Origin of the sequence: Paenibacillus hunanensis (assembly GCF_034055775.1) — a bacterium.
Classification (GTDB): Bacteria; Bacillota; Bacilli; order Paenibacillales; family Paenibacillaceae; genus Saccharibacillus; species Saccharibacillus hunanensis.
Genome location: NZ_CP139194.1, coordinates 408,120 through 434,315 on the forward strand (window position 1 = coordinate 408,120; position 26,196 = coordinate 434,315).

Annotated in this window: 17 protein-coding genes; 9 read left to right on the top strand and 8 right to left on the bottom strand. The window is 47.7% G+C overall.

The window, feature by feature from the left end; translation table 11 throughout:
* Positions 1 to 2: 2 nt before the first annotated feature.
* Positions 3 to 386 carry a hypothetical protein gene (locus tag SK066_RS01600; RefSeq protein WP_320543378.1) on the bottom strand — a complete coding sequence of 128 codons (384 nt, stop codon included), beginning with the start codon at positions 384 to 386 and terminating at the stop codon, positions 3 to 5.
* Positions 386 to 868 (bottom strand): hypothetical protein, encoded by a 483-nt coding sequence (locus tag SK066_RS01605; protein WP_320543379.1) that lies wholly within the window; start codon positions 866 to 868, stop codon positions 386 to 388. Before SK066_RS01605 ends, SK066_RS01600 begins: the two co-directional genes overlap by 1 nt.
* Positions 869 to 1,261: 393 nt before the next feature.
* Between SK066_RS01605 and SK066_RS01610 the strand changes: the two genes are divergently transcribed.
* The 3 genes from SK066_RS01610 (at position 1,262) to SK066_RS01620 (ending at position 7,616) form a co-directional block, all read left to right on the top strand.
* Complete coding sequence (locus SK066_RS01610) at positions 1,262 to 2,515, top strand: hypothetical protein (protein ID WP_320543380.1); 1,254 nt, start codon at positions 1,262 to 1,264, stop codon at positions 2,513 to 2,515.
* A 629-nt stretch (positions 2,516 to 3,144) separates the two neighbouring features.
* A complete protein-coding gene (locus tag SK066_RS01615; protein WP_320543381.1) occupies positions 3,145 to 4,203 on the top strand; it encodes a copper amine oxidase N-terminal domain-containing protein in 1,059 nt (352 codons plus the stop codon).
* A gap of 623 nt (positions 4,204 to 4,826) precedes the next feature.
* Complete coding sequence (locus SK066_RS01620) at positions 4,827 to 7,616, top strand: DUF5704 domain-containing protein (protein ID WP_320543382.1); 2,790 nt, start codon at positions 4,827 to 4,829, stop codon at positions 7,614 to 7,616.
* A 704-nt stretch (positions 7,617 to 8,320) separates the two neighbouring features.
* Here the strand turns inward: SK066_RS01620 and SK066_RS01625 are convergent.
* Positions 8,321 to 8,512 carry a CsbD family protein gene (locus SK066_RS01625; RefSeq protein ID WP_188774416.1) on the bottom strand — a complete coding sequence of 64 codons (192 nt, stop codon included), beginning with the start codon at positions 8,510 to 8,512 and terminating at the stop codon, positions 8,321 to 8,323.
* Between the two features lie 279 nt (positions 8,513 to 8,791).
* On the opposite strand from SK066_RS01625, the gene SK066_RS01630 reads away from it, so the two are divergent.
* The 3 genes from SK066_RS01630 (at position 8,792) to SK066_RS01640 (ending at position 13,050) form a co-directional block, all read left to right on the top strand.
* Positions 8,792 to 9,451: an HAD family hydrolase gene (locus SK066_RS01630; RefSeq protein ID WP_320543383.1), complete on the top strand. Its 660-nt coding sequence runs from the start codon at positions 8,792 to 8,794 to the stop codon at positions 9,449 to 9,451.
* Between the two features lie 392 nt (positions 9,452 to 9,843).
* The gene (locus SK066_RS01635; protein WP_320543384.1) at positions 9,844 to 11,172 is read left to right on the top strand and encodes a cryptochrome/photolyase family protein; all 1,329 of its coding nucleotides are present in this window, start codon (positions 9,844 to 9,846) and stop codon (positions 11,170 to 11,172) included.
* 219 nt (positions 11,173 to 11,391) lie between these two features.
* Positions 11,392 to 13,050, top strand: a complete 1,659-nt coding sequence (locus SK066_RS01640) for an alkaline phosphatase (protein WP_320543385.1) — start codon at positions 11,392 to 11,394, stop codon at positions 13,048 to 13,050.
* Positions 13,051 to 13,301: 251 nt separating this feature from the next.
* Here the strand turns inward: SK066_RS01640 and SK066_RS01645 are convergent, their stop codons facing one another.
* Positions 13,302 to 14,147, bottom strand: a complete 846-nt coding sequence (locus SK066_RS01645) for a DUF72 domain-containing protein (RefSeq protein WP_320543386.1) — start codon at positions 14,145 to 14,147, stop codon at positions 13,302 to 13,304.
* A gap of 608 nt (positions 14,148 to 14,755) precedes the next feature.
* On the opposite strand from SK066_RS01645, the gene SK066_RS01650 reads away from it, so the two are divergent.
* A complete protein-coding gene (locus SK066_RS01650) occupies positions 14,756 to 19,498 on the top strand; it encodes an InlB B-repeat-containing protein (protein ID WP_320543387.1) in 4,743 nt (1,580 codons plus the stop codon).
* A gap of 553 nt (positions 19,499 to 20,051) precedes the next feature.
* Positions 20,052 to 20,654: a nitroreductase family protein gene (locus SK066_RS01655; protein WP_320543388.1), complete on the top strand. Its 603-nt coding sequence runs from the start codon at positions 20,052 to 20,054 to the stop codon at positions 20,652 to 20,654.
* Positions 20,655 to 20,822: 168 nt separating this feature from the next.
* Here the strand turns inward: SK066_RS01655 and SK066_RS01660 are convergent, their stop codons facing one another.
* Together SK066_RS01660 and SK066_RS01665 are read right to left on the bottom strand one after the other, a co-directional pair.
* A complete protein-coding gene (locus SK066_RS01660) occupies positions 20,823 to 21,341 on the bottom strand; it encodes a ClbS/DfsB family four-helix bundle protein (protein ID WP_320543389.1) in 519 nt (172 codons plus the stop codon).
* Between the two features lie 39 nt (positions 21,342 to 21,380).
* The gene (locus SK066_RS01665; RefSeq protein ID WP_320543390.1) at positions 21,381 to 22,469 is read right to left on the bottom strand and encodes a DNA alkylation repair protein; all 1,089 of its coding nucleotides are present in this window, start codon (positions 22,467 to 22,469) and stop codon (positions 21,381 to 21,383) included.
* A gap of 223 nt (positions 22,470 to 22,692) precedes the next feature.
* Between SK066_RS01665 and SK066_RS01670 the strand changes: the two genes are divergently transcribed.
* On the top strand, positions 22,693 to 23,640 hold the full coding sequence (locus tag SK066_RS01670; RefSeq protein ID WP_320543391.1) for a helix-turn-helix transcriptional regulator: 948 nt from the start codon (positions 22,693 to 22,695) through the stop codon (positions 23,638 to 23,640).
* A gap of 234 nt (positions 23,641 to 23,874) precedes the next feature.
* Here the strand turns inward: SK066_RS01670 and SK066_RS01675 are convergent, their stop codons facing one another.
* Together SK066_RS01675 and SK066_RS01680 are read right to left on the bottom strand one after the other, a co-directional pair.
* The gene (locus SK066_RS01675; protein WP_320543392.1) at positions 23,875 to 25,542 is read right to left on the bottom strand and encodes an alpha-amylase; all 1,668 of its coding nucleotides are present in this window, start codon (positions 25,540 to 25,542) and stop codon (positions 23,875 to 23,877) included.
* Positions 25,543 to 25,827: 285 nt separating this feature from the next.
* Positions 25,828 to 26,193 (bottom strand): winged helix-turn-helix transcriptional regulator, encoded by a 366-nt coding sequence (locus SK066_RS01680; RefSeq protein WP_320544778.1) that lies wholly within the window; start codon positions 26,191 to 26,193, stop codon positions 25,828 to 25,830.
* Positions 26,194 to 26,196 lie beyond the last annotated feature (3 nt).

Sequence of the window (26,196 nt, forward strand, 5' to 3'; positions counted from 1 at the left end):
GTTTACCCTCCAAAGAAGGAAAAGCCAGAGCCCGAGCTGCCAAAGCCGCTATGCGAATCGGAACTGCTGCTACTTTTATAGTAGTGGCTACTGCTGGACGAGCTACTGGAATAATTGTCGCAATTGTACGGATTGCCGTTCTGATCGTATTCACAGCGTGCATTGTCATCACTTGAGCAGGCAGTGAGCGCTACAGGTACAGCCAGCAACAAGGAGAAGGCTGTCATCCGTGCGCGTCTACTATTCAGACTGGCAGAGCTTTCCTTCTGATCTGTAGAGCTTGCTTGCTCTGACCCATCTATATAGACGGCAGGTGTTCCGGTGTGCGCGAGCAGCGGCTGTGCGAATTCGCTCTGCGCAGGCTGCTGAGATGGATTTCGCTCCATTATACATTCACCTCTTTCATAAAAATCATGACCTTCTGTCGATCTGCATCCAGTGTGATGTACAACAGCTCATAGGTCACATCGCCCTCGGTGCGACAATGATCGAGCAGCACCCGTGCAATATCGAGCGCAGACATCCAGCTATTGCCGGACTCGCGGCGCACGAACTGGTATCCATCCCAAATCCAGTATTCCAGCACCATGCGTGAAGGATAATCCTTTTGCCCGGCAATTATGCGAGCCATTTCCTTCTGGTATGGCGCAGGCAATTCTTCTGCAAATGGACGCACATAGATGAGATGACTCGTATCGTCCTCTGTTTCATGGGACACATGCACCCAGATTCGGTTATTCAGCTTGATTGAATCGACGAGCTTGTATAGAAATAGCTCATCCTGCTGAACCGAAGGGTATTCTTGAATCAGACCTAGCTCTCGTTCTTCCTGCTCCGACCACTCGATATAGCGTAGTGGATAATACATTGGTGTCAGTTCACTCCCTCATGCTGCTATAAATAAAGTCTTCCATGTTTACGATGTATCTAATAAAAAGATGCACAAATCCCATTTTTCGATAAAACAGGAGATTTGACAACACTTAATTACAGCAAATCCGTATAAAAACACGAAATTCTGTCTTCTGCCCTAACCTTTTTACGATATGTATGGAAATATGTACACGATATTGGTAAATCGGTATAGCACGCTTGTATAATAGTTTCAAGCTAACAGCGTTTTTGACTGTGTACCGATCAGACTATGATGCGCGGTATTCCAGTCGTCCTTGGATCAACGTCTGCCGCTTCCAGCGTCGATATCGCTAGACGCAGGGTGCAATGAATTATCGTTTTGCACTGCACAGGGAGGTTAGACTGTATGAATAAACGTGTTACATTATCGGCTACTGGCGAATACAATCGCTCGCGTACGATGCGGCATCGCCAGCTAAGAGGGATCATTCCGATTATCGTATTATTTATCGCTGGTATCGTTGTACGTATCTGGATGGGGGGACGCTATCCAGGCTTTATTGACGATCAGCGACTGTTTGTGCAATGGATGAGTGATGTAGGGAACTATGGACTGGGCAACGTATATATGAATAATGGTGGTATTAACTATCCACCGATCTTTTTGCTTATTATGGAGGGTTATGCTCATTTACTTCGGCTACTCGGCTTGCAGGCGGTAGCAGGAACACTCACGTACAAAAGTCTGCTTATTTTGCTTGATATGCTCGCCTTTCTGGTCGTAACCCTGTGGTCGCGTCAGGCAGCGAATCCGCGTACCCGTATGCTGCTGCTGGCATGGTTTGCCCTGAATCCGGTGCTCATCGTGAACGGCGCTGTGTGGGGACAGGTGGATGTGTTGAATGGAATGCTCATGGCAGGCTCGCTCCTGTTGCTATTGTCGTTACCACTTGGAGCAGGCATACTGTTCGCACTGGCATTGCTGACCAAGCTACAAGCGATTGTTATTGCTCCCGTGCTAGGCTGGTACGTGCTGCGCTGCTTACTGGAGCGTCGGATTCGTCCGATTCTATATCTGCTAGGTGGAGCACTGTTGCCCCTACTTGTTGCCGGAATGTATTTTGCCAGTCATGGCGGGCTGAATTCGATGATTCGTGGCGCGTACCTGAGTGCGGTTGGTATGTATACACAGGTTACGCTCAATGCGCTGAATATCTGGTATTATCTCGTCGGCGTAGCTCCAGATACGAATGATACGATACGGCTGTTCGGGATCATTTCACTCCGGCATATTGGCTTGCTGCTGCTTGTCATTGCGGTACTGTACAGTGGCTGGTATATGCTGCGTATTCGTAAGCTGGACACGTCTGTTGTGCTCAAGGCAGGGGTATGGCTATGTTTTGCCTTTTTCATGCTGCCTACTGAAATCCATGAGCGCTATAGTGTGCCAGCGCTGATCCTGTTGTTGTTTGTCGCGATGCTGGATTCACGCTGGATTGCGCTGGCGCTGCTACTCAGCCTTACGATTACGTATAATCTGTGGTCGGTGATGATGAGTACACTTTCGCCAGCGCCTGGTATTGCCGTGGCTGTTCTGCATGTGCTGGCGTTTGGCTGGATCGGCTGGAGGCTGTGGTGGGAGAAGGCGAGAGCGGAGTGAGTGGATGTAGCATAAGAATCGTTCACTCATTCAGATGGGGTAACGTAAGGGGCGGATAGTAGGTTGTAGTGAAGCGAAGCAGAATGTACGTGTGCCTCAATGGCTCGTGAATGGTCGCTACAAAAAGGACTGAGTGTAGCGCAACTCGCTATGATTTATTATATTTCACCTGTATTGTGACCGGATACCGAGTAGGGGAATATAATCTGCCGTATGAACCGTATTGACAAGTGTCTGCAAGTGTTTTACTCTGTGTTTAAATGAATAACGAACGACATGTGAAGCACACATGATTCCCGGGAATGGGAGTTGTGTGTGCTTTTTAGTGTGTAATGCTGGAATAAAATTATAAAAAATGGATGTACTGCCGATAAGAAGAAAGAAGCGATAGGTGCGCGGTCTGCCCACTGGCTATGATATAAAATAAGGACTCAACCGCCTACTACTACGCAGGGTGAGAGTAGTCTGGGCTCGGATATACATAAACTTGATGAGGGATTCAGCATGAGCATAGAGCGGACGAGCTAGTATAGTAGCTATAAGAGATGGGGATGGGCGCAACAGGATCTTTAAGCTTTACGAGCTTCGAAAAGATAGTCCAGTTCATTTATTTTCGGGAGGTTTATAGGATGGGCGTACAGCCGACAAGGGTAGAACAGGGAAGTGCAATCCACTATACAACAGGGAGTGAAAAAGAAATGATGAAGCAGCAAAAGAATAAAGGATTGAAAAAAACGCTTGTGGCGGTGCTTGCTGCCAGTATGATTGCAGGTGTAGTGCCGATGTTTACCCCGCAGGCTCAGGCTGTGGAAGCTAAAATTGCAGTAAATTCGCAAGTTGAGGTTTTGCTGAATGCTCGCAAAATGGCATTTCCCGATGCAAAGCCATTTCAGGATGAGAATAGCGCGGTTATGGTGCCAATTCGTTTTATTTCAGAGAAGCTCGGTGCCAAGGTAGGTTACGCACAAAGCAGCGGTAAGCAGACCGTAACGCTCAAGACGGACAAGCACAGCGTGACCATGACAGTCGGTTCATCGACAGCCGTAGTGGATGGCGAGAGCAAAACGTATGATAGCAAGATTATCGTGAAGCAGCAGCGTACATATGTGCCATTGCGCTTGGTGAGCGAAGGATTAGGACAGACAGTGGATTGGGATCAGATTAGTAAGTGGGTGTGGATTGGGAGTAAGGTGCCGCCGACTGTAGATGAATTGGGGTTAGCTAAAACAAGTCTTAATCCGTATAAATCGTTTTTTTCTAAAAAATCTTATTTGCTAGAGGATGAATTTGGAACCCCATTTCAAAAAGCTGTGAAAATCAAACTCTCGAATTTCCCTTTATTGATGTCTGATTATATTTACAGTATGGATCTGTATACTTTTCATGACGGCAGCGCCTATGACGGTCATACCTATATTCGCGTAAGAAGTGACTCATGGTCACCAAACTTACTGCTTCTGACCAACAAAGGAGATGTACGTTACAGATACGATCGGAAAGATTTATTGAAAAAGAATAGTGATGGAACAGTGTATACATTTTATTCCATCTATGCGGAAAGAGACGCACTTCTTGATAATATTAATGACTCTAAACCGTTGAAGATTCAGGACATTAAATATATAGGTTTCCATACAAATTCTTCAAAAGATAGTTTGGTTTTAATGGATAATCCTTGGAGAGAATGATTATGAAGTGGACAGATAAAAACAAGAGTTACTTCTTATTTATTGTCGTAATAATTTTTACTGTGAATAGTTTATTATCATCTATTATCGGTTCTCATATTGTAAAGGCTGCCGATGTATCAACACCATTAAAGTATTATCAAGACGATGCAGAAAATACAACAAAAGCAAACTACAGATATTTTGTCGGGATGATGTATTACGATATGTGGCATGGCTCAACGTGGTCTGGTGGAAAAGCCCCAAATAGAGGTGACGATGGTCTGGCAGAACAAGATTATCAATTCTCCTTTCCTGGGCGTACCATAAAAAGTATAGATGCTAGTTTATACAAACGTGATGCACAAAATGCTATTTACTTTGAATTTTCAAGAACAGAAAAACCAGAGGGAGGACAAAGTATATGGAATAAATATTCTAATGCAATGTCTATTGGGACGGAGAATAGCGCACTTACCTACAGTAAAAGTGGTATTGGAACAGATACTGCAAGGATTCCCACAAATATTTTAATAAAATTAAATGCAAAAGACCCTGAAGACATTACGGACAGTTGCACAACGCAATGCGGACCAAATACGGTAGGATATCGTATTTATGTTCCCGTACTTTTTACAATTGAATTGGACTCCAAGCTCAGCGTCTACTACAAAACGGTAGACGGCAAGTCACTCAATGACATCTTCCCACCACGTATCGAAGAAATGAAGCCAGGTACACCGTATACATTTGAGCCACCAACACATGAGGGCTATACCTATGCCGGCTATAAGAAAACAACAGACGGTAGTGATCCATCGAAGTTTAAAGACATTACAGAGGGCAATCCACCCAAGCTAGAACCCTACAAAGGGAATTTCGAACAATATCGGATTTATCAATACTATAAGGTGGATGAAGAAGTTTGCGAGCCAGGGCAAACGGCTTCTGAAAATGGCGTCTGTACTCCACCACCGCCTCCACCACCATTTGAAGCTTGTACATATACAATCTTACCACCAGCACAATCGCAGGCGATCAGTAAGCAACTTATGAATCCTGAAGCAGCCGGGCATATCCTTGGAGATGATCGAGCGAATGGACGTCACTTTGACGCTACCCAGGGCATTCCTACGAGCGAAAATCTGTATGCCAACGCTTGGGGATATGAGTATCTATTCCAGCATACTTTTGGCGAAATGAAAGGTAAGATTAAGTACGATTGCGAAGTCAAAGTAACCTACAGCCTCACATGGAAAGAAAAAAACAATAAAGACGAGTGGAAGACCAAGACGGGAAGCGCATCGAAAACGTATACGTTTGACTTTACTCGCGACTACACGTACTGGCAGATCAATCAGCTTCAGGTGCTAGGCGTGAATCAAGCGAAGCTGAGTAACTATGCGCTACCTGGAGGTTCAGTGACTCTACAAGCGACAAACTACACTGCACCTGCGTTAGCAACCGAAGCCAGCACCGAAGTGAACGACCATGTGCGTCCAGCCAAGACAGGGTCGCTCAATTACAGCCCGGGTACGATCGATGGCGGGCGATCTGGTCGACCATCTCCACCGAACGACCGAAGTAAGCTCAAAAGTATGGCAGAAAGTAAAACCGACGAGCCTCAAGTTCGTAATGACGCGATTCAGTTTAGCTATAAGAACAAAGACACTGAAGTCATGAATGGAGATTGGGTGAAAGCAACCACAGTTGCACCTAAGGAAATTCCAGCACCAACAAAGATTCGCTCCTATAAAGACGCTGGCGAGCAAATCCTGTATAAAGGCTCTCAGCTTATCAGTCGTACCCTCATTAACCGAGGGAACACGCCATCGACCGGAACGATGATGTATACGATGGTAGAAGGCGATGTAAACGGGCAAGGCGACCAGAGTTATCCGATCAATAACATCAATAGCGTGACCGTACATACCCCTGTCGTCGACTATGCCTCCGTTTCAGATGACAAGACGCATAACCAGAAAACCGTTCCGAGCGCGGATCGCATGGCGCTCATTTTGAATCGTCCGTTTACCGTGCGCATTCCTACCACCGGACAGCATCTGGATATCAATGCGTATCCAGGCTACGGCAAACGAGACTATGCCAAGTATTTCAAAACGAAACAGGTCTGGTTTCCGTTCGATGTGTACAGTGCGGATCACAAAACATTCTATCCGAAGCAAACGTGGATCGATATTCCTGTCCAGCAGCTCGATACGGTATTCCAGCTCCCCGTCTGGATCGATGAAGGCAACTACACGATCGCGTTTCGCACTATCGCTGAAAATGCACCGACCAGCTTCACTGCGCAGCAGGATGCTAATACCGATCTGAATCACCATGTCGCCAAAGATACGGTCGATGTCGAGGTGATCGGACGATTGTACGATTTTCATGTGACCGACATTGCGGACTTTGCCTGGGAAACGGTATTCCGCCAAGCGGTTGGTAGTCCATTACCGACGGGACGCTCCTACTGGGTTGGGCCAAACGGTATCGATGGCGAGCCACGTGGCAATACGCGTCCGTATGTCCTGCCGATCCTGCGCGGCAGTCATCCGCAGCCCGGCTCGAAAAACGTCACCGTCAAAACGGGCTACCATTTCAAATTCGATCTGAAAACGATGGGAAATATGTTTGGGGATCGGGATGCGATCCAGCTCACGCCGAGCTTTTACTACCAGGATCGGTCGGCAGCGACGGCACCGGAGCGTATTCCGGTCGATCTGTATTACCATTCGGACAAGCAATCGTTTATCCGCATCGGCTCTGCCGCTGATGTCGAGCGTAGACAGGTGACGCTGAATCAACGGCTACGCAATGTACCGATGGCTGACCTCAAGCAAACGGCAACATCAATCTATGAGCTCACGAGCGGCTGGATGATCTCGAAGGAGCAGTATCTGGTTCAATTCTTAAAACGAGCCGGTCAACCCACCTACACCGGCGGTTATGATATTCAGATTCTTCCTTCTCCGCTACGCACATTTATCCAGTCACCAGCACGCCCAGCGAACGCTTCGGCAACACCTGCACGCGTGAATGCAAGTGTGCAGCAGTGGTATGGGGAATACAGCCTGCCTGCACGTGTATATGCTGTCCCGAAGGGAACCGACTTAGCCGCGTATGGACGTAGTCATGTGCTGGATGAGAAATCACCGATTTTTTTGAAGCAGGGCTTTATTGTGGTCAATCTGGATATCGAGTCGATTGTGAATGGGGATACGACACATCCGCACCTACAATACATCCATGCACCACTGAGCAACCCATGGTGGCAGCTGGAAGGGTACGACGGCACGGATGGAAAACGGGATCATCTGATGACCGATCCATATGGCGTATCGTATGAAGTAGCAGATGGCGATGTATTATTTTATGATACGGATCACAGCGTGTATGACGATTACACAAGCCGCGGTACTCATTAACGCGGTACTCATTAATAGGATACAGAAATACGATGCAAAGCCATAGTAAGCAGGGATGAGACCGAGCAGATTAAACGTATCATTACAATAAAAGCAAGAAAAGAATGACGATATATGGATATTGAATGAATACTTAATCGATATCTCATTGACATTACATCGATATCGTATCAACACAATACCTGTGAAAACCACACCTAGATTAGTGTAGTCCTTATTCATCATGACATCCGCCAAGCTTCAACCTAGCATTCACCCAATAAAAGAAGCGCCTTATCTCTGTAAACGAGACAGGGCGCTTCTTTATATCATAATATCAAATACAATTGATATTACGTGTGCATAGTCTGAGCTGTACATAACAAGCACATACGACGCACTTCAATTTAAATGTTATAAAATAATTGTTATAAGAATAATGTATTCACTTTGGTGATGAGTAACCAACTTCCCACCTATTCGATATCACTATAAAATTGCCCATCTTTATAGACTATTCTATAAAGCGATCAAACAGATATTCGCTCGCCAACTCTTGTAAAAACAAGTATGTACTCCATTGAAGTACTCACTTATTTTACGCCAGATCGTGATCATTATTCTGATCGTAGCAGGCGCCATACCGATCATAGTCATAGCAAGCGCTCAGTATGGCAATCATCCCATTCTAGACTGCTGTAGCAGTCCATGTGAATGCTGTGAGATTAGTGGTTGTGACGGTCTTTAGCTTCGCCGACTTTTTGTTGAACCTCGCCTTTAGCTTTGTCGATTTTACCTTCCGCTTGCAGGGAAGCGTTGTCGGTTGCGTTACCGTATTGATCCTTTGCTTCACCTTTAATTTTGGAAATCGTACCTTTGATTTTGTCGCCCAGACCGCTATCTTTATGTTCTGTCATAATAAACATCTCCTTTTCGTAAGTTGTTCATGTTAGGTATTCATGTATCGATTGGAGCATGCTTTCTATTACCCTCGATAAATTGCATTTAAACAAAAGCTAACATGCTGGATGATACTTTTACTTCGGGTAATAAGGTTTTGTCCATGGGAAATATCACAGCTTCACTGGAAAGTTGAACAACGGCTGTGCTTCTGTATAATCGTGCTTATAGGCTAGGTAGCTGGCAATGCTGATGCATGGATGGCGATATATAGAAAACGGAGGGAGCATATACAAATGATTAAGGCGGTTGTATTTGACTTTGATGGATTGATTTTGGATACGGAAACGGTGTGGTTTGAATGCTATAAGGAGGTGCTGGCTCGGTATCGTTTGGAGCTAACACTGGAGCAATTTGCACCTAGCATCGGTACGCATAATGACGATTTCCGCAACTATATTGAACGTGAGCTAAAGGAGCCTGGCATCGGTCGCACGATTGAGCAGGAAGTATCAGCGATGATTCCAGGGCGTGTGGACGTGCTGCAAGCACGTGCAGGCGTGCAGTCGTATTTGGAGGAAGCGAAGCAGCTGGGATTGCGGATCGCGCTCGCTACAAGCTCGGATCGCAAATGGATCGAATATTATTTACAGCGTTTGGAGCTACGGAACTATTTTGAGGTGATCAAGACGAGCGATGATGTCTCCGCGGTGAAGCCCGATCCAGAGCTGTATCTACGAGTGATCGATGAGCTCCGTATTCCAGCGCATGAAGCGGTTGCTTTTGAAGACTCGCTTAATGGACTTCGTGCAGCCAAGGGTGCAGGGCTGCATTGCACGATTGTACCGAATCCGGTAACGTCATTCCTGCCATTTGAGCATTACGATCTACGGTTAGCTTCGATGGAGGATATGTCGTTAGCGGATGTGCTGAATCGTTTGCAGTCTCAAGTATAGTAGGCTGGGTATAATCGTTATATATCACAAAGTAGGAACGTTAGAGTACGCTCATAGGAAGCAGGATACGCCGATCCTTTAAGCGATATCTGCTATCTATTCTAATGTATCCATTCCAACGCTCTGATAAAAGTGATACAGGACGTGGACTAGATTATTTGATTGGTGATACAGCTTCTTCATTAGATTATTTGATCAGTTATACAGATATACAGACTCTTCATCAGATTGCTTGATCGGTGATACAGAGCATTCACTAGACTGCTCGATCAGTTATTTCTTCACGTACTCCTATACTGGCGCGTGTATCTCTGCATAAATCGGGTATATAACCTCTACATGGCATATATGGCAGCAGGCCATTCACCTATAGCATACAGGAGGATACGGCATTGAAATTGTTTATTCATCGCAAAGACCTGCGTACACATGATCTGGCAGGTTTTGATTATTTAAAAGAGAGCGGCGCGGAGAGCATGCATCTGCTCATTATCGATCCCTTTTTGCTGCGCAAGCATCGGGAAAAGGAGCATAGCGGCATCAACTTTCTCGGTCACGCGCATCGGCTGATGCGTCAGTATCACAAGCACCAGCGCGAGCTACACATTGCGTATGGGAAGCCGGAGGATGTGCTGGATGCGATTTTGGAGCAGTATGAGATCGATGAGGTGGTAGCCCATCGTGATTTTACACCATATGCACGCGAGCGTGATCGGAAGCTTGCTCATGTAGCGAAGCAGCATGGTGCGGAGTTCACGCTGCTGCTGGATCATATGATGATTCATGTGGAGCCCTTTACCGATTTTACAGGTAAGGATGGCTATTATAAGGTGTTTTCCGCTTTTCATCGCAAATGGCTCGACTTTCTGGATGCGAATCCGAATCCAGTTTCACCCGTATCGCTGGGTGAGCTGAAGGTGAGTAAGCAAAAGCTAGAGCTGCCTGAGCAATTCAAGCTTCCATTTGCCATGGACGACTTCAAGCCAGCAGACGATCCGCAGCCCAAGCTAGAGCAGTTTGTGAAGGGGAAAATCAAAGATTATGGCGAAGAACGTGACTATTATGCAATCGATCCATCCAGTGAGCTGAATCCGCATCTGGTCGCTGGTGCGCTGTCGGTGCGAGAGATGTATAGCAGTGCGATTGACCGGGAGCAGAGTGAGGAATGGATTCGGCAAATTGCATTTCGCGACTTTTACTTATATCAGGCGATCTATGACGAGAATTATTTCCAGTATGAGAAGAAGTACGATCTGTCCGCACTGGATGATCGTCATTTTGAAGCATGGTATAAGGGCGAGACGGGGATTCCGGTTATCGATGCTTCGATGCGTCAATTGAATGAAACAGGCTGTATGCACAATCGCCTGCGCATTTTATCGGCTATGTTTTTGACAAAAAATCTGCAATGTCCGTTCACGCTGGGGGAGCAGTATTTCCGCCGTAAGCTGCTTGACTATGATAATATTATCAATCGCGGCAACTGGATGTGGTGTGCCTCGCTCGGTGTGAATGCGTCGCCGTATTTCCGTGTGGTGAATGCGGTAACTCAGTCGGCAAAATATGATCCAGAAGGCGATTATATCCGGCAATGGCTGCCTGAGCTGAAGCATTTGTCCGCCAAAGAGATTCATCAGCCACGTCCCGACGCGATTGTTGATCTCAAAAAATCTCGCGCCGCAGCGATCGACGTGTACAAGGGAATTGTGAACAGCTTGTAAAAAATGTCCCAACCGATATGAATATACAGGAATAAAGAGCCACTTTTGTTAATCTACAGTTAACAAAACGGCTCTTTTTTTACATTTTGCCCCTGTTTCCCCGTACATTGCGTTAATTATCGATTGGTACAATCAATTCGGCAAGCAAGCCTATACATAGGATGAACCGAGCGGATCGGCATTCAAAAACAGCCATATGAATAAGGAGATGAGTATACGATGATGAGTACAATGAAGAAGCAGGGCAAGCGCAAGGTAGCCTCTGTCATGGCAGGGGTATTGGCATCCTCGATGCTGCTGGCGTTCCCGGCAGGTGTAAGTAATGCAGCAGCGAAGGAGCAGCCAGAGATAAAGGCGAAAAACGTCATTATGCTCATTCCAGATGGCATGGCACAGGATGCGACAGCACTGGCGCGCTGGTACAATGGCGGCGAGATGCTGGCACTGGATGAAATGGCAAGTGGACTTGTACGCACCTATTCCGCAGATGCAGCGATTGCCGATTCAGCACCAGCTGGAACTGCTTTTGCAACAGGCTACAAATCCCACACGGGTTATGTGGGCGTATTGCCTGACCAGAACACGATGCCAGGCTTGAAGCCGATCGCACCGGGTGATGCGAAGCGTCCAGTCGCTAATCTAGTAGAAGCGGCCAAGTTATCCAACAAGGCGACTGGTATTATCGCAACCTCCGAAATTATGCACGCGACACCAGCAGATTTTAGTGCCCACTATCCAGATCGTAGTAACTATGATGCGCTGAGTGAGCAGCAGGTATACGCAGGTATCGATGTGGTGCTGGGTGGAGGCGCACAATATTTTACCGCAGCAGGACGTAAGGATGGCGAGGATCTGACAGCAGCGATTCATCGTCTGGGCTACAATGTCGTCACCGATACAGCAGGGCTTAAAGCTGCGAGCAATGGCAAGGTATGGGGCATGTTCGCGAACAAAGCGATGGATTATGATATGGATCGCGATCCTGCCAAGCAACCAAGTCTGGCGGAAATGACATCCAAGGCGATTGAGATTCTGTCGAAGGATCAGGATGGATTTTTCCTGATGGTCGAAGGCAGTAAGGTGGACTGGGCAGCCCATGCGAACGATCCGATCGGTATTATCAGTGATGTGAATGCATTTGATAAAGCGGTAGCGGAAGCATTAGCATTCGCGAAAAAAGATGGCAATACACTCGTAATCGCTTCGACTGACCATATGAACGGCGGTCTGACGATCGGTGACCGTGAAACGTCTAACAACTACGACGAGCTGCCACTGTCCACCTTTATCGATCCACTGAAAAAGGCAAAAGTAACGGGCGAGGGCATCGAAAAGCTGCTGAACAGTGACCGTAGCAATATCGTGCAGGTGATGAGCGAAAGCTTTGGCATTACCGATCTGACGGCGGACGAGATCGCTGCGATCAAAGCAACCAAAGCAGGCAGCATGAACTACACAGTAGGGCCAATCATCAGCAAGCGCGCACATATCGGCTGGACAAGTAATGGACATACAGGCGGCGATGTGGTGCTGTATTCCTACGGTCCTGGCGGCAAGCAGCTGACTGGACTAGTTGAAAATACAGACCTCGCCCGTTATATGGAAAGTGCGCTAGGCTTGAATCTTGCTTCTGTGACCCAGCAGCTATTCGTACCCGCAGAAGCTACATTTGCTGCTAAAGGGGCAACCGTAACATGGGATCGCACAGACGAGCGCAATCCTGTGATGGTTGTAACGAAGGGCAGCGACACACTGCGTCTGCCTGTATACAAAAACACAGCTATTCTGAACGATAAAACCATCAACCTGAACGGAACGATCGTTTTCAATGGCGAAAAAACATTCGTACCACAGACAGCGATTGACCTGATCCGTTAATCTGGAGCGTATGTAATCTACGTAATGTTGTGGCGCTTACCCTAAGATATATAAAGAACCCCCTTTCTCGCTGGTAACCAGTAGAAAGGGGGTTTTGGCGTGCTGATTGGACTAGTATGAACTCCTGTTATGGTGGTATGAACTCGTATGATTAGATATAGCTCATTTCATCTAGCGTATGTCCTTTCAATCCGAAACCTACCTTACAGGGAAAATAACATACAGCACAGGAAATATAATACCCAGCTCGATTACTGCTGATCCACCTCATGCTTATCGGATAACGCATTCTGATCCGCCAGCATCGTAATCAGCTCCTGTGCATTAGGTGTCGCATCGCCAGCCGAATTGTTATTAAACACGACATAGATATGTTCGCTCTCCTTTTGCAGCTCCAGCAAGCGATCGCGCCATTCAGTTAGCTCCTCTGTGTTATAGCGATACAGATAACGCAGCTTGCGCCAGTCTGGATGACTGCTTTTATGCCAGCCGTCCACATTGCGTCCATGCATACGTACATAGGTTGCCTGCGATGAGGTGGCTGCACTGATGATCGGAATCGAGCCAATGCCTGCCTGTGGCTCGTCGACAATCGTGTGAATCCAATCCTCCTTACGCATGAATTCCAGCGTGCGCTCGCGGAACTCTGGCATATACCAGGTACGATTGCGGAATTCCAATGCACATGGAATATCCTTCATCAGCTCGCGTGTCTCGCGCAGAGTCTCGACATTTTCACGGGTACAGTCAAACCATGGCGGATATTGAAATAACGCCATCCTTAGCTTGCCTGCATCAATCGCAGGTTGCAGCGATACGTGAAAAGCAGCAAACATCTCTTCCTTCGTATCAAAGTAATTTTTTTTACCGCGCAGATGCCCGGTCATCCCCTGATACGCCTTGAAAATAAAGCCAAAATGCTCCGGTGTCTGCTCCACCCAGCGGGTTACATTTTTAACAGGCTGCACGGCATAAAAGGAGCTATCGATCTCCACGATCGGAAAATGGGAGCTATAGGCAGGCAAGCGCTCAGGTGCTTTGAGCTTACCATACAGCTCGGGGTGATCGCCAAAGCCAGTTAAACCAATCTCGATCATTCCTCATCTCTCCTTTACCGGGAAGTAGCTTCATGTCATCGTTGTTTGAGAGGGGTTACCATCCTTTACATATGTACAGTGTATTAAACCAATCGGCTTGATCCGAATACATCGACAAGGGAGTAATCCTCCTAAGCAGGTAGCAGAATGAAGTATGCTCTGCATGAACCCGTACAGGAAGAACGATACGCCGAGAGAAGAGTGGCAACTAAAAGGAGATCACATAGCAGTTCAAGCTATGGCTACATCCAGTCTGAGCATGGTCTACAGTGATGATGAAACGCAATAATTGAATGACAGATCGTATATATAGAAAAAATAAATTCATATATTCAAAATTTGCTAGATATTGTTATATTTTTTTAGTGATTCATAAAGTAAACTAAACGTATTGAATCATGTTATATGCTACGGAAAACCGCGTGCTGACGGGAGTGGTCGGCTGTTACTTAAAATGCAAGCTTACTCTAAGCCGAGCATCTAGCGAGCCAAAGCCATCTTGCTTTACGCTAACTAGAAACCAGGGGACTCAGATCGGATAATACGGCTTGGCGGAGCTGCATTTAGCATGAGGATATACAAATACAATCAAAGGGGGAATGAAATCAGTGAGTTCTATTGCTTACCGTGCCAGTTGGAAAATTGCACTGGTGTTTTTACTCGTATTGGGCACCTTATCCATAGGTACACATACGACAAGGTCAGCTCATGCTGCTGCTTCCGAGCCTTATATCGGAGAGATTCAATTATTTCCGTATAACTATGCACCGGATGGCTGGGTATTTGCTGCGGGTCAAACGATGAACATCTCACAGAATCAAGCGTTATTTGCTTTACTGGGAACGCAGTATGGTGGAGATGGAAGAACGAACTTTAATTTACCCGATCTAACCTCATTATCCGTTCCTGATGGTATGGGCTATTATATTGCCATAAACGGAATATTTCCTAGTCGAGGTGATATGAGTACAGATAGTAGCGTTCAAGCTCTAGCTGGTGAAGTACGGTTATTCCCGTACAGCTATACCCCGAGTGGCTGGGCGCGGCTGGATGGTTCTGTCTTGCAAAAGTCACAGTTTCCTTTGCTCTACAGTGTACTTGGTCCGCAATCGGATACGAGCAGTCAAACGTTCCAATTGCCCACTATCACTAATCCGTTACCAGGGAAGCAGCTGTTTTTTGCTATCGCTCTATCGTCTGCCAACCCGAATCAGCAGGGGCGAGATATCGGAGACGGGACAGGCAATGAATTTGTAGGGGAAACGATCCCATTTGTCGTTCCGATGCAAACGCAAGCCTATCCGACAGATGGACGTACGCTGAATATAAGTGAAAATCAGGCTTTATTTGCATTGATGGGGAACAAATTTGGTGGAGATGCTGTACAGCGATTTCAGTTGCCTAATCTGACGAGCAACCCGTACTCCTTTTACTATTATACGTTTTCAATTGGTCTTTATCCTAGTTCTGGCTCGTCCGGGTCTGCACCGTCATCTCTGGCAGGCACCAATGCCATCGCTACAGTCGGTTCAGGTCGTACTCAGGAATATAGCAAGACCGATTTGCTATCTTCTTCCAATGGAACAGGAGTCTCCATACGTACACAACCACTGCATGGAACGGTCACGGATATGGGAAGCCGATTGATCTATACAGCGCCAGCAAGCTATACAGGCGCAGATCAGTTCACGATTCGTACGTATAATGCCAATGGCTTTGCCAGAGGATATTCGACCATTAAGGTGAACGTGGAGCTATCACAGCCGCCTGCAATTACAGGGGTGAGCGATGGTGGTTTATACAATCAGGCAGTGACGCCTGTAATCAGCCGTGGTCTATCGACGATGCTGAATGGTCAGCCATTTACAAGCGGAACGTCAATTACGACCGATGGTAGCTATACGCTGCTGGCGACGAATAATTATGGCGTATCGCAGGTTCAATTTACGATTGATTCCACGCCACCCGTTGTCAGCGGCGTAACAAACGGCGGACGCTACACCGTACCGCCAACCATTTCGTTTAATGAGGGTACAGCTACACTGAATGGTGTGGCATTTACAAGCGGAGGGTCAATCAGTCAGGAAGGGAATTATACCCTGATCGTTACAGACGCAGCGAACAATAGTTCCACGATCACGTTTAGCTATTATGCGCCGCGTGTGCTTTCCTTTAACAGTAATGGCGGAACGAGCGTAGCTCCACAAAATCTGTATTACGGTGATCTGGGTGTGGAGCCGGCTGTACCTACACGCACGGGCTATACCTTTACCGGCTGGTATCGTGATGCAGCATTGACACAGCTCTTTAATTTTGCGAGTACAGCCATCACAGCGAATACACAGCTGTACGCGGGCTGGAGTATGAATCAGTATGTGGTCAGCTTTAACACGGATGGGGGAACAGCAATCGCACCTGTGACCGTGAATTATGGCTCACGAGTGAGTGCTCCGACCTCACCTACGCGTACAGGCTACTCGTTTCATGGCTGGTATAGCGATGCGGCGCTGACCCAGCAGTTCGATTTTGCGAATACAGCGATCACATCCTCTACACAGCTGTATGCGAACTGGATCGTTAATCAGTATAACGCCAGCTTTGCAAGTAATGGGGGGACATCTGTAGGCGATGTAATAGTGAGCTATGGCTCGCCTCTTGCTGAGCCGACAGCACCGACACGCACTGGATATACCTTTACCGGCTGGTATACGGATGCGGCGCTGACCCAGCGGTTTGATTTTTCCACAACACAGTGGAGTAAAGACTTCACGCTATTTGCAGGCTGGAAAATCAATCAGTATACGGCCAGCTTTGATAGCAATGGCGGCACAGCGGTTGCGAGTGTAGCAGTGAATTATGGTGCGGCACTGAATGCTCCAGCCGAACCGACACGTACGGGCTATTCGTTTACTGGCTGGTATACGGATGCTGCACGTACGCAGCTGTTCGATTTTGCAAATACAATGATCACAGCAGACCTGCACCTATATGCAGGCTGGAATATCAATCAATACACCGTTAGCTTTGACAGTGGTGGCGGATCAGCGATAGCAGATCGTGCGCTCGATTATAATACGCTCCTCAGTGAGCCGACTGCACCTACACGTACAGGCTATACGTTTAATGGCTGGTATCGTGATACCGCACATACGCAGCGCTTTGATTTTGCAGTTACACCTGTAACGGCGAATATGCAGCTGTATGCGGATTGGACGCTACAATCTTATACAGTCACATTCAATGTCTACAGCGGAGCCAGCGTGCCGAATCAGACGATACCGTACGGTACGCTGATCACACGTCCAGCTGATCCGGTACAAGCGGGTCATACATTTACGGGCTGGTATCGTGATGCCGCGCATACGCAGCCATTCGACTTCCAGGCGCTCATTACAACTCCAGTCACCGTGTATGCAGGCTGGTCAACGAACCAGTATACCGCTACGTTTAACAGTAATGGCGGTACAGCAGTAAGTGATCAGAAGCTGGACTATGGTAGTCCATTAGCCGATCCACAGCAGCCGACACGTACCGGTTATACGTTTACCGGCTGGTATCGTGATGCAGGCTTACAGCAACGGTTTGATTTTGCCTCATCCGTTATTCATGAGGATATGCAGCTGTATGGTGGATGGGAACGTAATCGGTATACAGTAGGCTTTGATACGTATGGGGGTTCCGTTGTTCGGGATGTGTATATTGGCTACGGCGATATGCTGACCGTACCGAATGCACCGACAGCGGATGATGCAGGCTCGGTATTCGCAGGCTGGTTTGCCGATCCACAGCATCGTTTGCCATTTGATTTTAGTCAGCCGATCGTATCGAATCTGATTCTGTATGCGAAATGGGCGGTACGCGTACAACAGATTACATTTGATACAGATGGTGGTACGTCGATCACAGCGCAATCCGCAGCCTATGGCGATCGTCTATCGCGTCCAGCTGATCCACAGCGTGCAGGCTATGCGTTTGCCGGCTGGTACACGGATGCCGGGCATAGTCAGGCATTTGATTTTGCAACAACGACTGTGACGGCGGATATGACATTGTATGCAAAATGGAATATCGCTGTGCGTACGATTACATTTGACTCAGCAGGTGGAACATCGGTCGCGACCCAAAGCTTCAACAACGGAGATACCGCTTCACGTCCGGCTGATCCACAGCGTACCGGCTATACCTTTGCAGGCTGGTATACGGATGCTGCACACCGTCAGCCATTTGACTTTGCAGCGACTGTAACAGCGGATATGACATTGTATGCAAACTGGACAGCTGTAAAATCATCGGATAGCAGTAGCTCGGGTAGTAGTGGAGGCGGTAAAACGCAATCTAATACTAACAATGATTCCTCAACTTCCACTTCAGCTAGCGTAGTGATTCCGCCAGGACAAGCGGCTCAGCTTCGACTGGGCTCTGGTGTACTGCTGGAGGTTCCTGCTGGAGCATCTGATCAGTCACTGGAGATCAAAGCTAGTGTGATGACGACACCAACAACAGGGCTCCAAGATAACCAGCGTGTTGTCAGCCCGGTGTATGAATTCCTCAAAAACACAGAGGGCACTTTCAAGGTTCCGGTGAAGCTGACACTGAGCTTTGATCCAGCTCAACTACGTAGCAACGAGAAGCTGGCTGTCTTTTATCAGACAAAGGCAGATGAGCCGTGGACGATGGTAGAGGATGGCACGATTGATGGAAGCAAGATTAGTGTGGATGTAAATCACTTTACACGCTTTACAGTCATGGCAATTCCAGCAACGACATCAGCCGCACCGTCTACAGGCGATAACACTGCTCCAGTAGATACTAATTTTAGCGATATTACCGATCACTGGGCAGCGACAAGCATTCGTGAAGCGGCAGCACTCGGTATTGTCAAAGGCTATGCGGATGGCACCTTCCATCCAGCTGCACAGGTGACACGTGCCGAATTCACCGTCATGCTCGTTCGGATGCTGAAACCATCCGCACAGAATGCCAGTTCTACAGCATCTACCTTCACAGATGAAGGTCAGATTGGAGCCTGGGCACGTAATGATATCGCTACAGCCAGCGCACTGGGCTGGGTAAAAGGCAATGCAAACGGCGCTTTCCGCCCTAACGCATCCATCACACGCGCAGAGATGGCCGTCATGGTCAGTCGTGCAATGGCATTAACGAATGCAACGACTACGCTCTCCTTTACAGATGCAGGAACAATCCCCGTCTGGGCAAAAGAGGCAGTATCTCAAATGCAGCAATCCAACTTCATGAATGGACGCGCCAACGGCAACTTCGACCCATCCGCAGTCACAACACGCGCCGAAGCAGCCCAGGTACTAATACAAGCACACCAGCAACAAAAATAAAAAACAAAAAATCACACCATCCAGGATGCCCTACGAAGCTACAACCTGTAGGCATCACGGACGCAACTAAACAGTACTTCACGTAAAACCAGCTACCATAACAGAATATAAGAACAGAGTACAAAAACAGAGAACAAGAAAAAGCGACTTTCCCATCACACCTGATCGGGAAAGTCGCTTTTTCTATCCATAATTTTAAAGGTTTTTTAATAGTTCCAATAATTCTCCCAATAATTTTCTCATATCACAATGCCCTCCCATGCCACGACGCTAGTCGTGCATGCAACACCCCGTTGATGCGAGCATTGCGGAACGAAGGGAAGGAAATAAGGGGAAAGGACGACCTTTGAGCACGGGAATCTACATTCTCTCCTACTCCGTAGATTCCTGTGCGATACCGGAGTCCGTCCCCTTATTCCTTCCCGGAGTGAACTATCTCCATCGCCCCAGTTTGCCAGCACAACAAAGTCACTGATTTTTTTATAGCAACTCTGGTTAAATAGACATGTAAGACATCTTGATGCAGTCTTTATCTAAAGGAGGGCTAATGACAATGAGTACAGAAGCAATCTTTGAAGCGATGAAGAAAAGAAGAAGTATCTACGGCATCAGCAAGGAAGCCGTAACATCCGACGAGCGCATTCAGGAAATTGTGGAGCAGGTTGTCCTGCACACGCCATCCGCGTTCAACTCCCAGACCGCTAGAATCATCATCTTGCTTGGCGAGAAGCATGATCAGCTGTGGGATTACACCACGAATATACTTAAAGAAATCGTACCGGCAGACAGCTTTGAACCGACCCAGCAAAAGATGGATAGCTTCAAAGCAGGCTATGGCACGATCTTATTTTTCGAAGACGAGGCCGTGATCCGCAGTATGCAGGATCAGTTCCAGGCATATCAGGATAAATTCCCGGTATGGTCACAGCAGGCGAACGGTATGCATCAGTACCTGATCTGGACGCTGCTGGAAGCGGAAGGCTACGGCGCATCCCTGCAACACTATAACCCGCTGATCGATGAAAAGATCAAAGCCGAGTGGGACATCCCAGAAAGCTGGACGCTTGTGGCACAGATGCCATTTGGTAAGCCGACAGCACCTGCGGGAGACAAGGAATTCAAGCCACTGGAAGAGCGCATCCGCACGCTGCGTTAAGCTTGACCATCCGGTAAGAAAAGAGCATTCCGTTCACAGCCCAGTAGCCGTGAGGAATACGTGATCTGACGGATATCCATACGTATAGAACGAACAGCCTTCTTCACATACCCGTCAGGGTAGCGAGGAAGGCTGTTTGCTTGTGAATCGAATGATTGATGCGGAAGGCTAGACATGCAGCAAGCGTAGCTTTTTCCATTTTCGAATACGAGTGCGAAACGTCTGGAAGGGTGCTACCGAGTTGATATGAAGCCATTTCCACAGCGGCCATGCAGCAGCATTAGCTGACCAACGCCGTTGTCCTGCACCGAATAATTCCAGCTCACTTAGCTCGGTAATCCATTCACACCACTCCTGTACCGCTTGATGTAGCTCCTGTCGTAATTGCTCCAGTGTATAGTCCTTGTATTGCTCGTAAAAGGAAGCATATAGCTTGCTCAGCTCATTCCAGCGTATACCCGGAGCAGGGGTGATAGCAATCTCGCCGCTTTGCTCCGTATGCTCCCATTGCTGAACGAGCTGTAGCCAGCCAAGCAGATAGGCAAGGATCTCATAAGGTGTGCGATCCACGCCTTCCAGCCGTAGATGCAGCTCGTCTTCGGTCATCTCATCAAATTCCTGATCCAATCGCCAATATGTATAACGAATACGCTCGATGAGTTCGACACCAGATAAATAGGCGATCATGATTGCTCCCTCCTTGCATATAGTCATAGCTACGTTTCTTTATTCGGCAGCAGCTATCACCTCAAATGCGACCTCACCCACCTGTACACCATTCACATACAGATGCACATGGTGCACACCGGGATAATATACACGCGTCGTAATCAGCTTGAACGAATGCTTTTTACGCATCACATGCCGTCCGGGTGCAAAGTCACGGGACACCCAGCGGAAGCGCTTGGGCGCCTGCTTGCCATTCGCCTTTACAAATTGCATCTCATAATCGATCCGTACATTTTGCGCGGTAGCGGCTTCATTATGCATGACAAATGATAGCTCCACCTCCTCGCCAATCGGCACGACCTCACGGTTCACATGTAGCTCACTAACGCGAATATGCTCACTTGGCAAATAGCCGAATAGCTCCATAATGACCGGATGATCCTGCTTGAGCAGTGTGCGACAGCCATGCTTCACAATCCAGTCGGTATGCGGATGCTGCCCATACCAGCTGCGTGCGACCTCAGCGATCCGCTCCGGATGATCCTTGGCGATATCGTTCAGATGATTCGCTACACTTTTCCGTACATAGAGAGACGGGTCTTGTTTTAACAGCTCCAGCACGGCAAGTGTAGGCTCCGGGTCTTGGATGAACATGCGTAGCTGGAATGACCACGGTAAGCGCGGCCGGAAGCCCTCGCTGGCAAGTCGGCGTACATGCTCATCCTCATCGGTAGCCCAGCTACGCATTTGCTCCAGCATGCGCCCTGTATCCTGCATAATAAAGGGACGTACTGCGAACTCGGAGCTGGAATACGGTGTCAGCTTCGCGAGTGCAGGGATCGATAGCTCTGGCTGTTCCATCCCGTTCAGCTCAATACAATCCGGGAAGAACAGATACTCTACACCACGACATTGTGGTGCCATCGCGATCAGTAGCTCGATCATCCCCTCATAGGATAGCTGTAGTGCTCCGGTGAACGCTTCGCTAATGCGACGAATGCGCTGTTTAAAAGCAAGGTCGTCCCAGCCTTCGGCATGAACGAGAGTGAAGAAGCGCTGTGCGTCAAAGGCAGTCGTATACTGCTGTACAATCGTAATAAAATGCTGTAGAAATGCAGTGCTATAGCGTTCTTTGAATGTTTCCATATGTACCTCCGTGTTGTATAGGCTGTCCCATCGATCAAGCGTATCTTTTGATTAATTTCAGCATAGCATGGAATGGTGACAGATTCTGTCGCCATTTTTGATACAATACAAATATAGGCTTCGTATCGGAAATAATGTCAGCCTACTATCGACAATCAAAGATTGATTTACGTTTATATAGATCTGCTTATCATTCAATCTACAAAAAAGAGGTGCTCATTCCATGTCCAAATCACAACGCTTAATCGAGCTTATGCTTACTGTGAATACGCGGCGCAAGTTCACTGCCTCCGAGCTGGCACAGCAGTTTGGTGTGTCCCGGCGGACGATCCAGCGTGATTTGCAGGAGCTGGCGATGGCAGGAGTGCCACTATATGCTGAGCCGGGCGCAGCAGGGGGATATCGTGTGTTGCGCGAGCGGATGCTACCCCCGATTTTATTTTCGGAAAATGAGGCGGTCGCGATGTTTTTTGCTTATCAATCGCTGCGTAATTATCGGTCACTTCCCTTTCAAAAGGAATCGACCTCAGCGCTGGATAAGTTTTATCATTATCTGCCTGCGGAGACGAAGCAACGGATTCGTGAGCTAGAGGCACGGTTTGCCTTTTGGACACCTGTACGCAACTTAGAGGTGCCATATTTATCCGAGCTGGTAGATTATTGTGTCGAGCAGACGGTGGTGGAGATGCTGTACGATTCGAGCGCAGGGGAGGAGAAGCGGCGCATACAGTCGCTTGGTGTGTATGCGAGCAGTGGGCTATGGTATGTAGTTGCGTATTGTATGGGACGTAAGCAGCTTCGTACATTTCGTGTGGATCGAATTAAGAAGCTAGCCACTGATCCAGGCGCTATCGATCAACAGGATTTCTCGCACTGGACGATTGGCGAGTATCTTGGTCATGCATCAGAGGAGCGTACCTTGCCGATGCGCGTCCAGCTAGAGCGAGAAGGCGTTCGCCGCTGTCAAACCGATCCATGGATGGAGCAGGGATTAACGATCGCATCAGATGGTACAGGCGTATTGGAGCTACCTTTACCGGAATCATATATACCGTGGGTAGTGCAGTTTTTTGCCAGCTGTGGGACTGCCGCACGAGTGGAATCACCACCGGAACTGCTGGATGGATTACGCGCATGGATTGTAGGGCTTCAGCAGCAATATGGGCAATAAAACAGTATGGATAATAATGGAGCAGTATCGCTAGCGGATGGATGGGATCAAGGGGACAGGATTATCGCTTGTGGATGCTACGGAATGGAAGATCGGTTCCAAGCTTGTACTGCTTGGCAGACGGATGAGAGAGCCGCTCGTTGTATGAACAAATAAACCCGCAAGCCAGCATTCTCGTTTTGCATGTGAGAATATGGACTTGCGGGTTATTCATATTATGACTGATACCAACACTTATTTATCTTGTGACTCTGTATCTGAGGCTGGCTCATCAGCTGGCTCGGATGAATCTTCCTGGTCACCAGCTTCTTCGACAGGCTCTACGTGCTCAGCAGGTTCAATATTCAGCAGATCCGAGCCCTCCTCCAGCACGCCTTCCTCTGGCAATGCAATACAAGGCAGTCCCGATTCGTAATAAGCCTCGACTTCATCCTCGGTCAGATCCTCTTCTGGCTGAATCCATACGGATACACTACCAGCATTAACCGGGAATGTTGCCCAGCCGTCTTCCTCGATCTGTACATGGTGACGACGATTGCCTGTCAGGTCGATCCAGATCTGTCCAGCGCGTTCCTCGCCGACAAACATCCGTTTCTCTCCTTCTTCACCATTGGTCATCACGACGGCACAGCCGGAGCGCTCGATATCCGCGCTGCCTTTGCGTACCCAGCCAATCGTATTTGGATGGTCAAAATAATCATCCTGCTCGCCATAGGATTTATGATAACGAGCGTACAGCATACAGTTGATCATATCCTTTTTATCTGGAACTGGATTCTCGCCACCAATACCAAAATAGTCACCATAGAACACGCATGGATATCCATCCTGACGTAGTAAAATGAGCGAGTACGCCAGCGGCTTGAACCAATCCTCAATCCACGATTCCAGCGCTTCATTCGGCTGGGAATCATGATTATCGACAAAAGTAACGGCATGGGTCGGGTGCGTCTGTACGAGTGTATCATTAAAAATCGTCGACAGATCAAACGAATTACCTGATGTGGATGCTGCATGCAGCTTGTAGTGCAGCGATACATCAAACAGATCAATCTGGTAATCTACCGTATCGAGAAACTCCTGACATGCCGCCAGCTCCGGGTTCCAGAACTCACCGACAATATAGAAATCCTGTCCACGCTTGTTGATCATCGAGCCGACAAATTCACGAATAAATTCATAGTTAATATGTTTGATCGCATCCAGACGGAAGCCGTCACAGCGTGTCGTATCAATCATCCATTTGCCCCAGTTTGTCATTTCCTCACGTACTTCAGGCATATTGTAATCAATATTGGCAAACATCAGATAGTCATAGTTGCCAAATTCGTTATCTACATTTTCATTCCATTGCTTGTCTCCATCAGCAATACGGAAAATCCCATTACGACCCTCACGATTATCAAAATCGGTTCCGTTAAAGTGGTGATAATTCCATTGCATCGACGAATACGTGTCGCCGCGTCCAGGGAAGGTGAACTTGGTCCAGCCTTCAATCTCAAACGGCTCGTCCGAAATTTCCTCCGTCCGATTGTTCGGATCGACCTCGACCACCTTGAATACTTCGGTTTCATCCGCTCCGGCTTTGTGGTTCATCACCAGATCGATATACACATTGAGACCGAGGCGATGACAGACAGCAATCGCGTCCAGCAATTCCTTTTTGGTGCCGTATTTGGTGCCAACTGACCCTTTCTGGTCAAATTCGCCCAGATCGTACAGATCATATACGCCATACCCGGTATCCTGTGGCGAGTTGCCTTTCGTTACTGGCGGAATCCAGATCGTACCAATCCCCGCCCTTTTCAGTTCGGGTGCCAGCTCCTGTAGCCGTTTCCAGTGCGAACCATCCGCCTCCACATGCCACTCGAAAAATTGCATCATCGTTACATTGCGATTCATGCATCTCTCTCCTTTTCTAGTTCTAGATCTCAGGCAGTTTACACGCATTGTCTAATGAAAATTAGCTTTCGCAAAGCCAAAGCTCTTTCATTTCATTTATTTACATACAAGCAAACGGCTTACCAATCAAACCAGATACGGAGGGTCTTCTGACCTCTTCATGCACATCGGTCGCAGGTGGCACGCGGCTGTGAAGAACATTACCCATTTAGTTATCGAAATTAAACACAATCTAGCCGTATGAACGATGTATATTTTTACATTGTTATCAAAATAAAGAATATTTTATCGGGTCGCATTCAGATACGTGTCTTCCAGCACATCCTCTGCATTGCCATACTCCTTCGTAATATGCTCACGTCCCCAGTTGCACAGCATATCCAAAATCGGGTGCAGACTCCAGCCATACTCGGTCAGCTCATACTCAACCTTAGGGGGCACGGTGTTATAGGTGATGCGGTTGATAATCCCGCTTTGCTCCAGCTCACGCAATTGCTGTGTCAGCATCTTCTGCGTAATCTTGGGCATATGCCGCTTGAGCTCGCTCGTCCGTTTCTTGCCATGTGTTAAATGACACAGGATCACACATTTCCACTTGCCACCAATCACCTCTAACGTAGCTTCAACGGCAATATTATATTTTTTCTCCATTTT

Excerpts from the sequence above, each read along its gene's own strand:
- SK066_RS01670 (WP_320543391.1), top strand. The coding sequence starts at position 22,693 with ATGTCCAAATCACAACGCTTAATCGAGCTTATGCTTACTGTGAATACG.
- SK066_RS01605 (WP_320543379.1), bottom strand. The coding sequence starts at position 868 with ATGTATTATCCACTACGCTATATCGAGTGGTCGGAGCAGGAAGAACGA.
- SK066_RS01660 (WP_320543389.1), bottom strand. The coding sequence starts at position 21,341 with ATGATCGCCTATTTATCTGGTGTCGAACTCATCGAGCGTATTCGTTAT.
- SK066_RS01630 (WP_320543383.1), top strand. The coding sequence starts at position 8,792 with ATGATTAAGGCGGTTGTATTTGACTTTGATGGATTGATTTTGGATACG.
- SK066_RS01640 (WP_320543385.1), top strand. The coding sequence starts at position 11,392 with ATGATGAGTACAATGAAGAAGCAGGGCAAGCGCAAGGTAGCCTCTGTC.
- SK066_RS01655 (WP_320543388.1), top strand. The coding sequence starts at position 20,052 with ATGAGTACAGAAGCAATCTTTGAAGCGATGAAGAAAAGAAGAAGTATC.
- SK066_RS01665 (WP_320543390.1), bottom strand. The coding sequence starts at position 22,469 with ATGGAAACATTCAAAGAACGCTATAGCACTGCATTTCTACAGCATTTT.
- SK066_RS01610 (WP_320543380.1), top strand. The coding sequence starts at position 1,262 with ATGAATAAACGTGTTACATTATCGGCTACTGGCGAATACAATCGCTCG.
- SK066_RS01600 (WP_320543378.1), bottom strand. The coding sequence starts at position 386 with ATGGAGCGAAATCCATCTCAGCAGCCTGCGCAGAGCGAATTCGCACAG.
- SK066_RS01680 (WP_320544778.1), bottom strand. The coding sequence starts at position 26,193 with ATGGAGAAAAAATATAATATTGCCGTTGAAGCTACGTTAGAGGTGATT.
- SK066_RS01615 (WP_320543381.1), top strand. The coding sequence starts at position 3,145 with ATGGGCGTACAGCCGACAAGGGTAGAACAGGGAAGTGCAATCCACTAT.
- SK066_RS01645 (WP_320543386.1), bottom strand. The coding sequence starts at position 14,147 with ATGATCGAGATTGGTTTAACTGGCTTTGGCGATCACCCCGAGCTGTAT.
- SK066_RS01675 (WP_320543392.1), bottom strand. The coding sequence starts at position 25,542 with ATGAATCGCAATGTAACGATGATGCAATTTTTCGAGTGGCATGTGGAG.
- SK066_RS01625 (WP_188774416.1), bottom strand. The coding sequence starts at position 8,512 with ATGACAGAACATAAAGATAGCGGTCTGGGCGACAAAATCAAAGGTACG.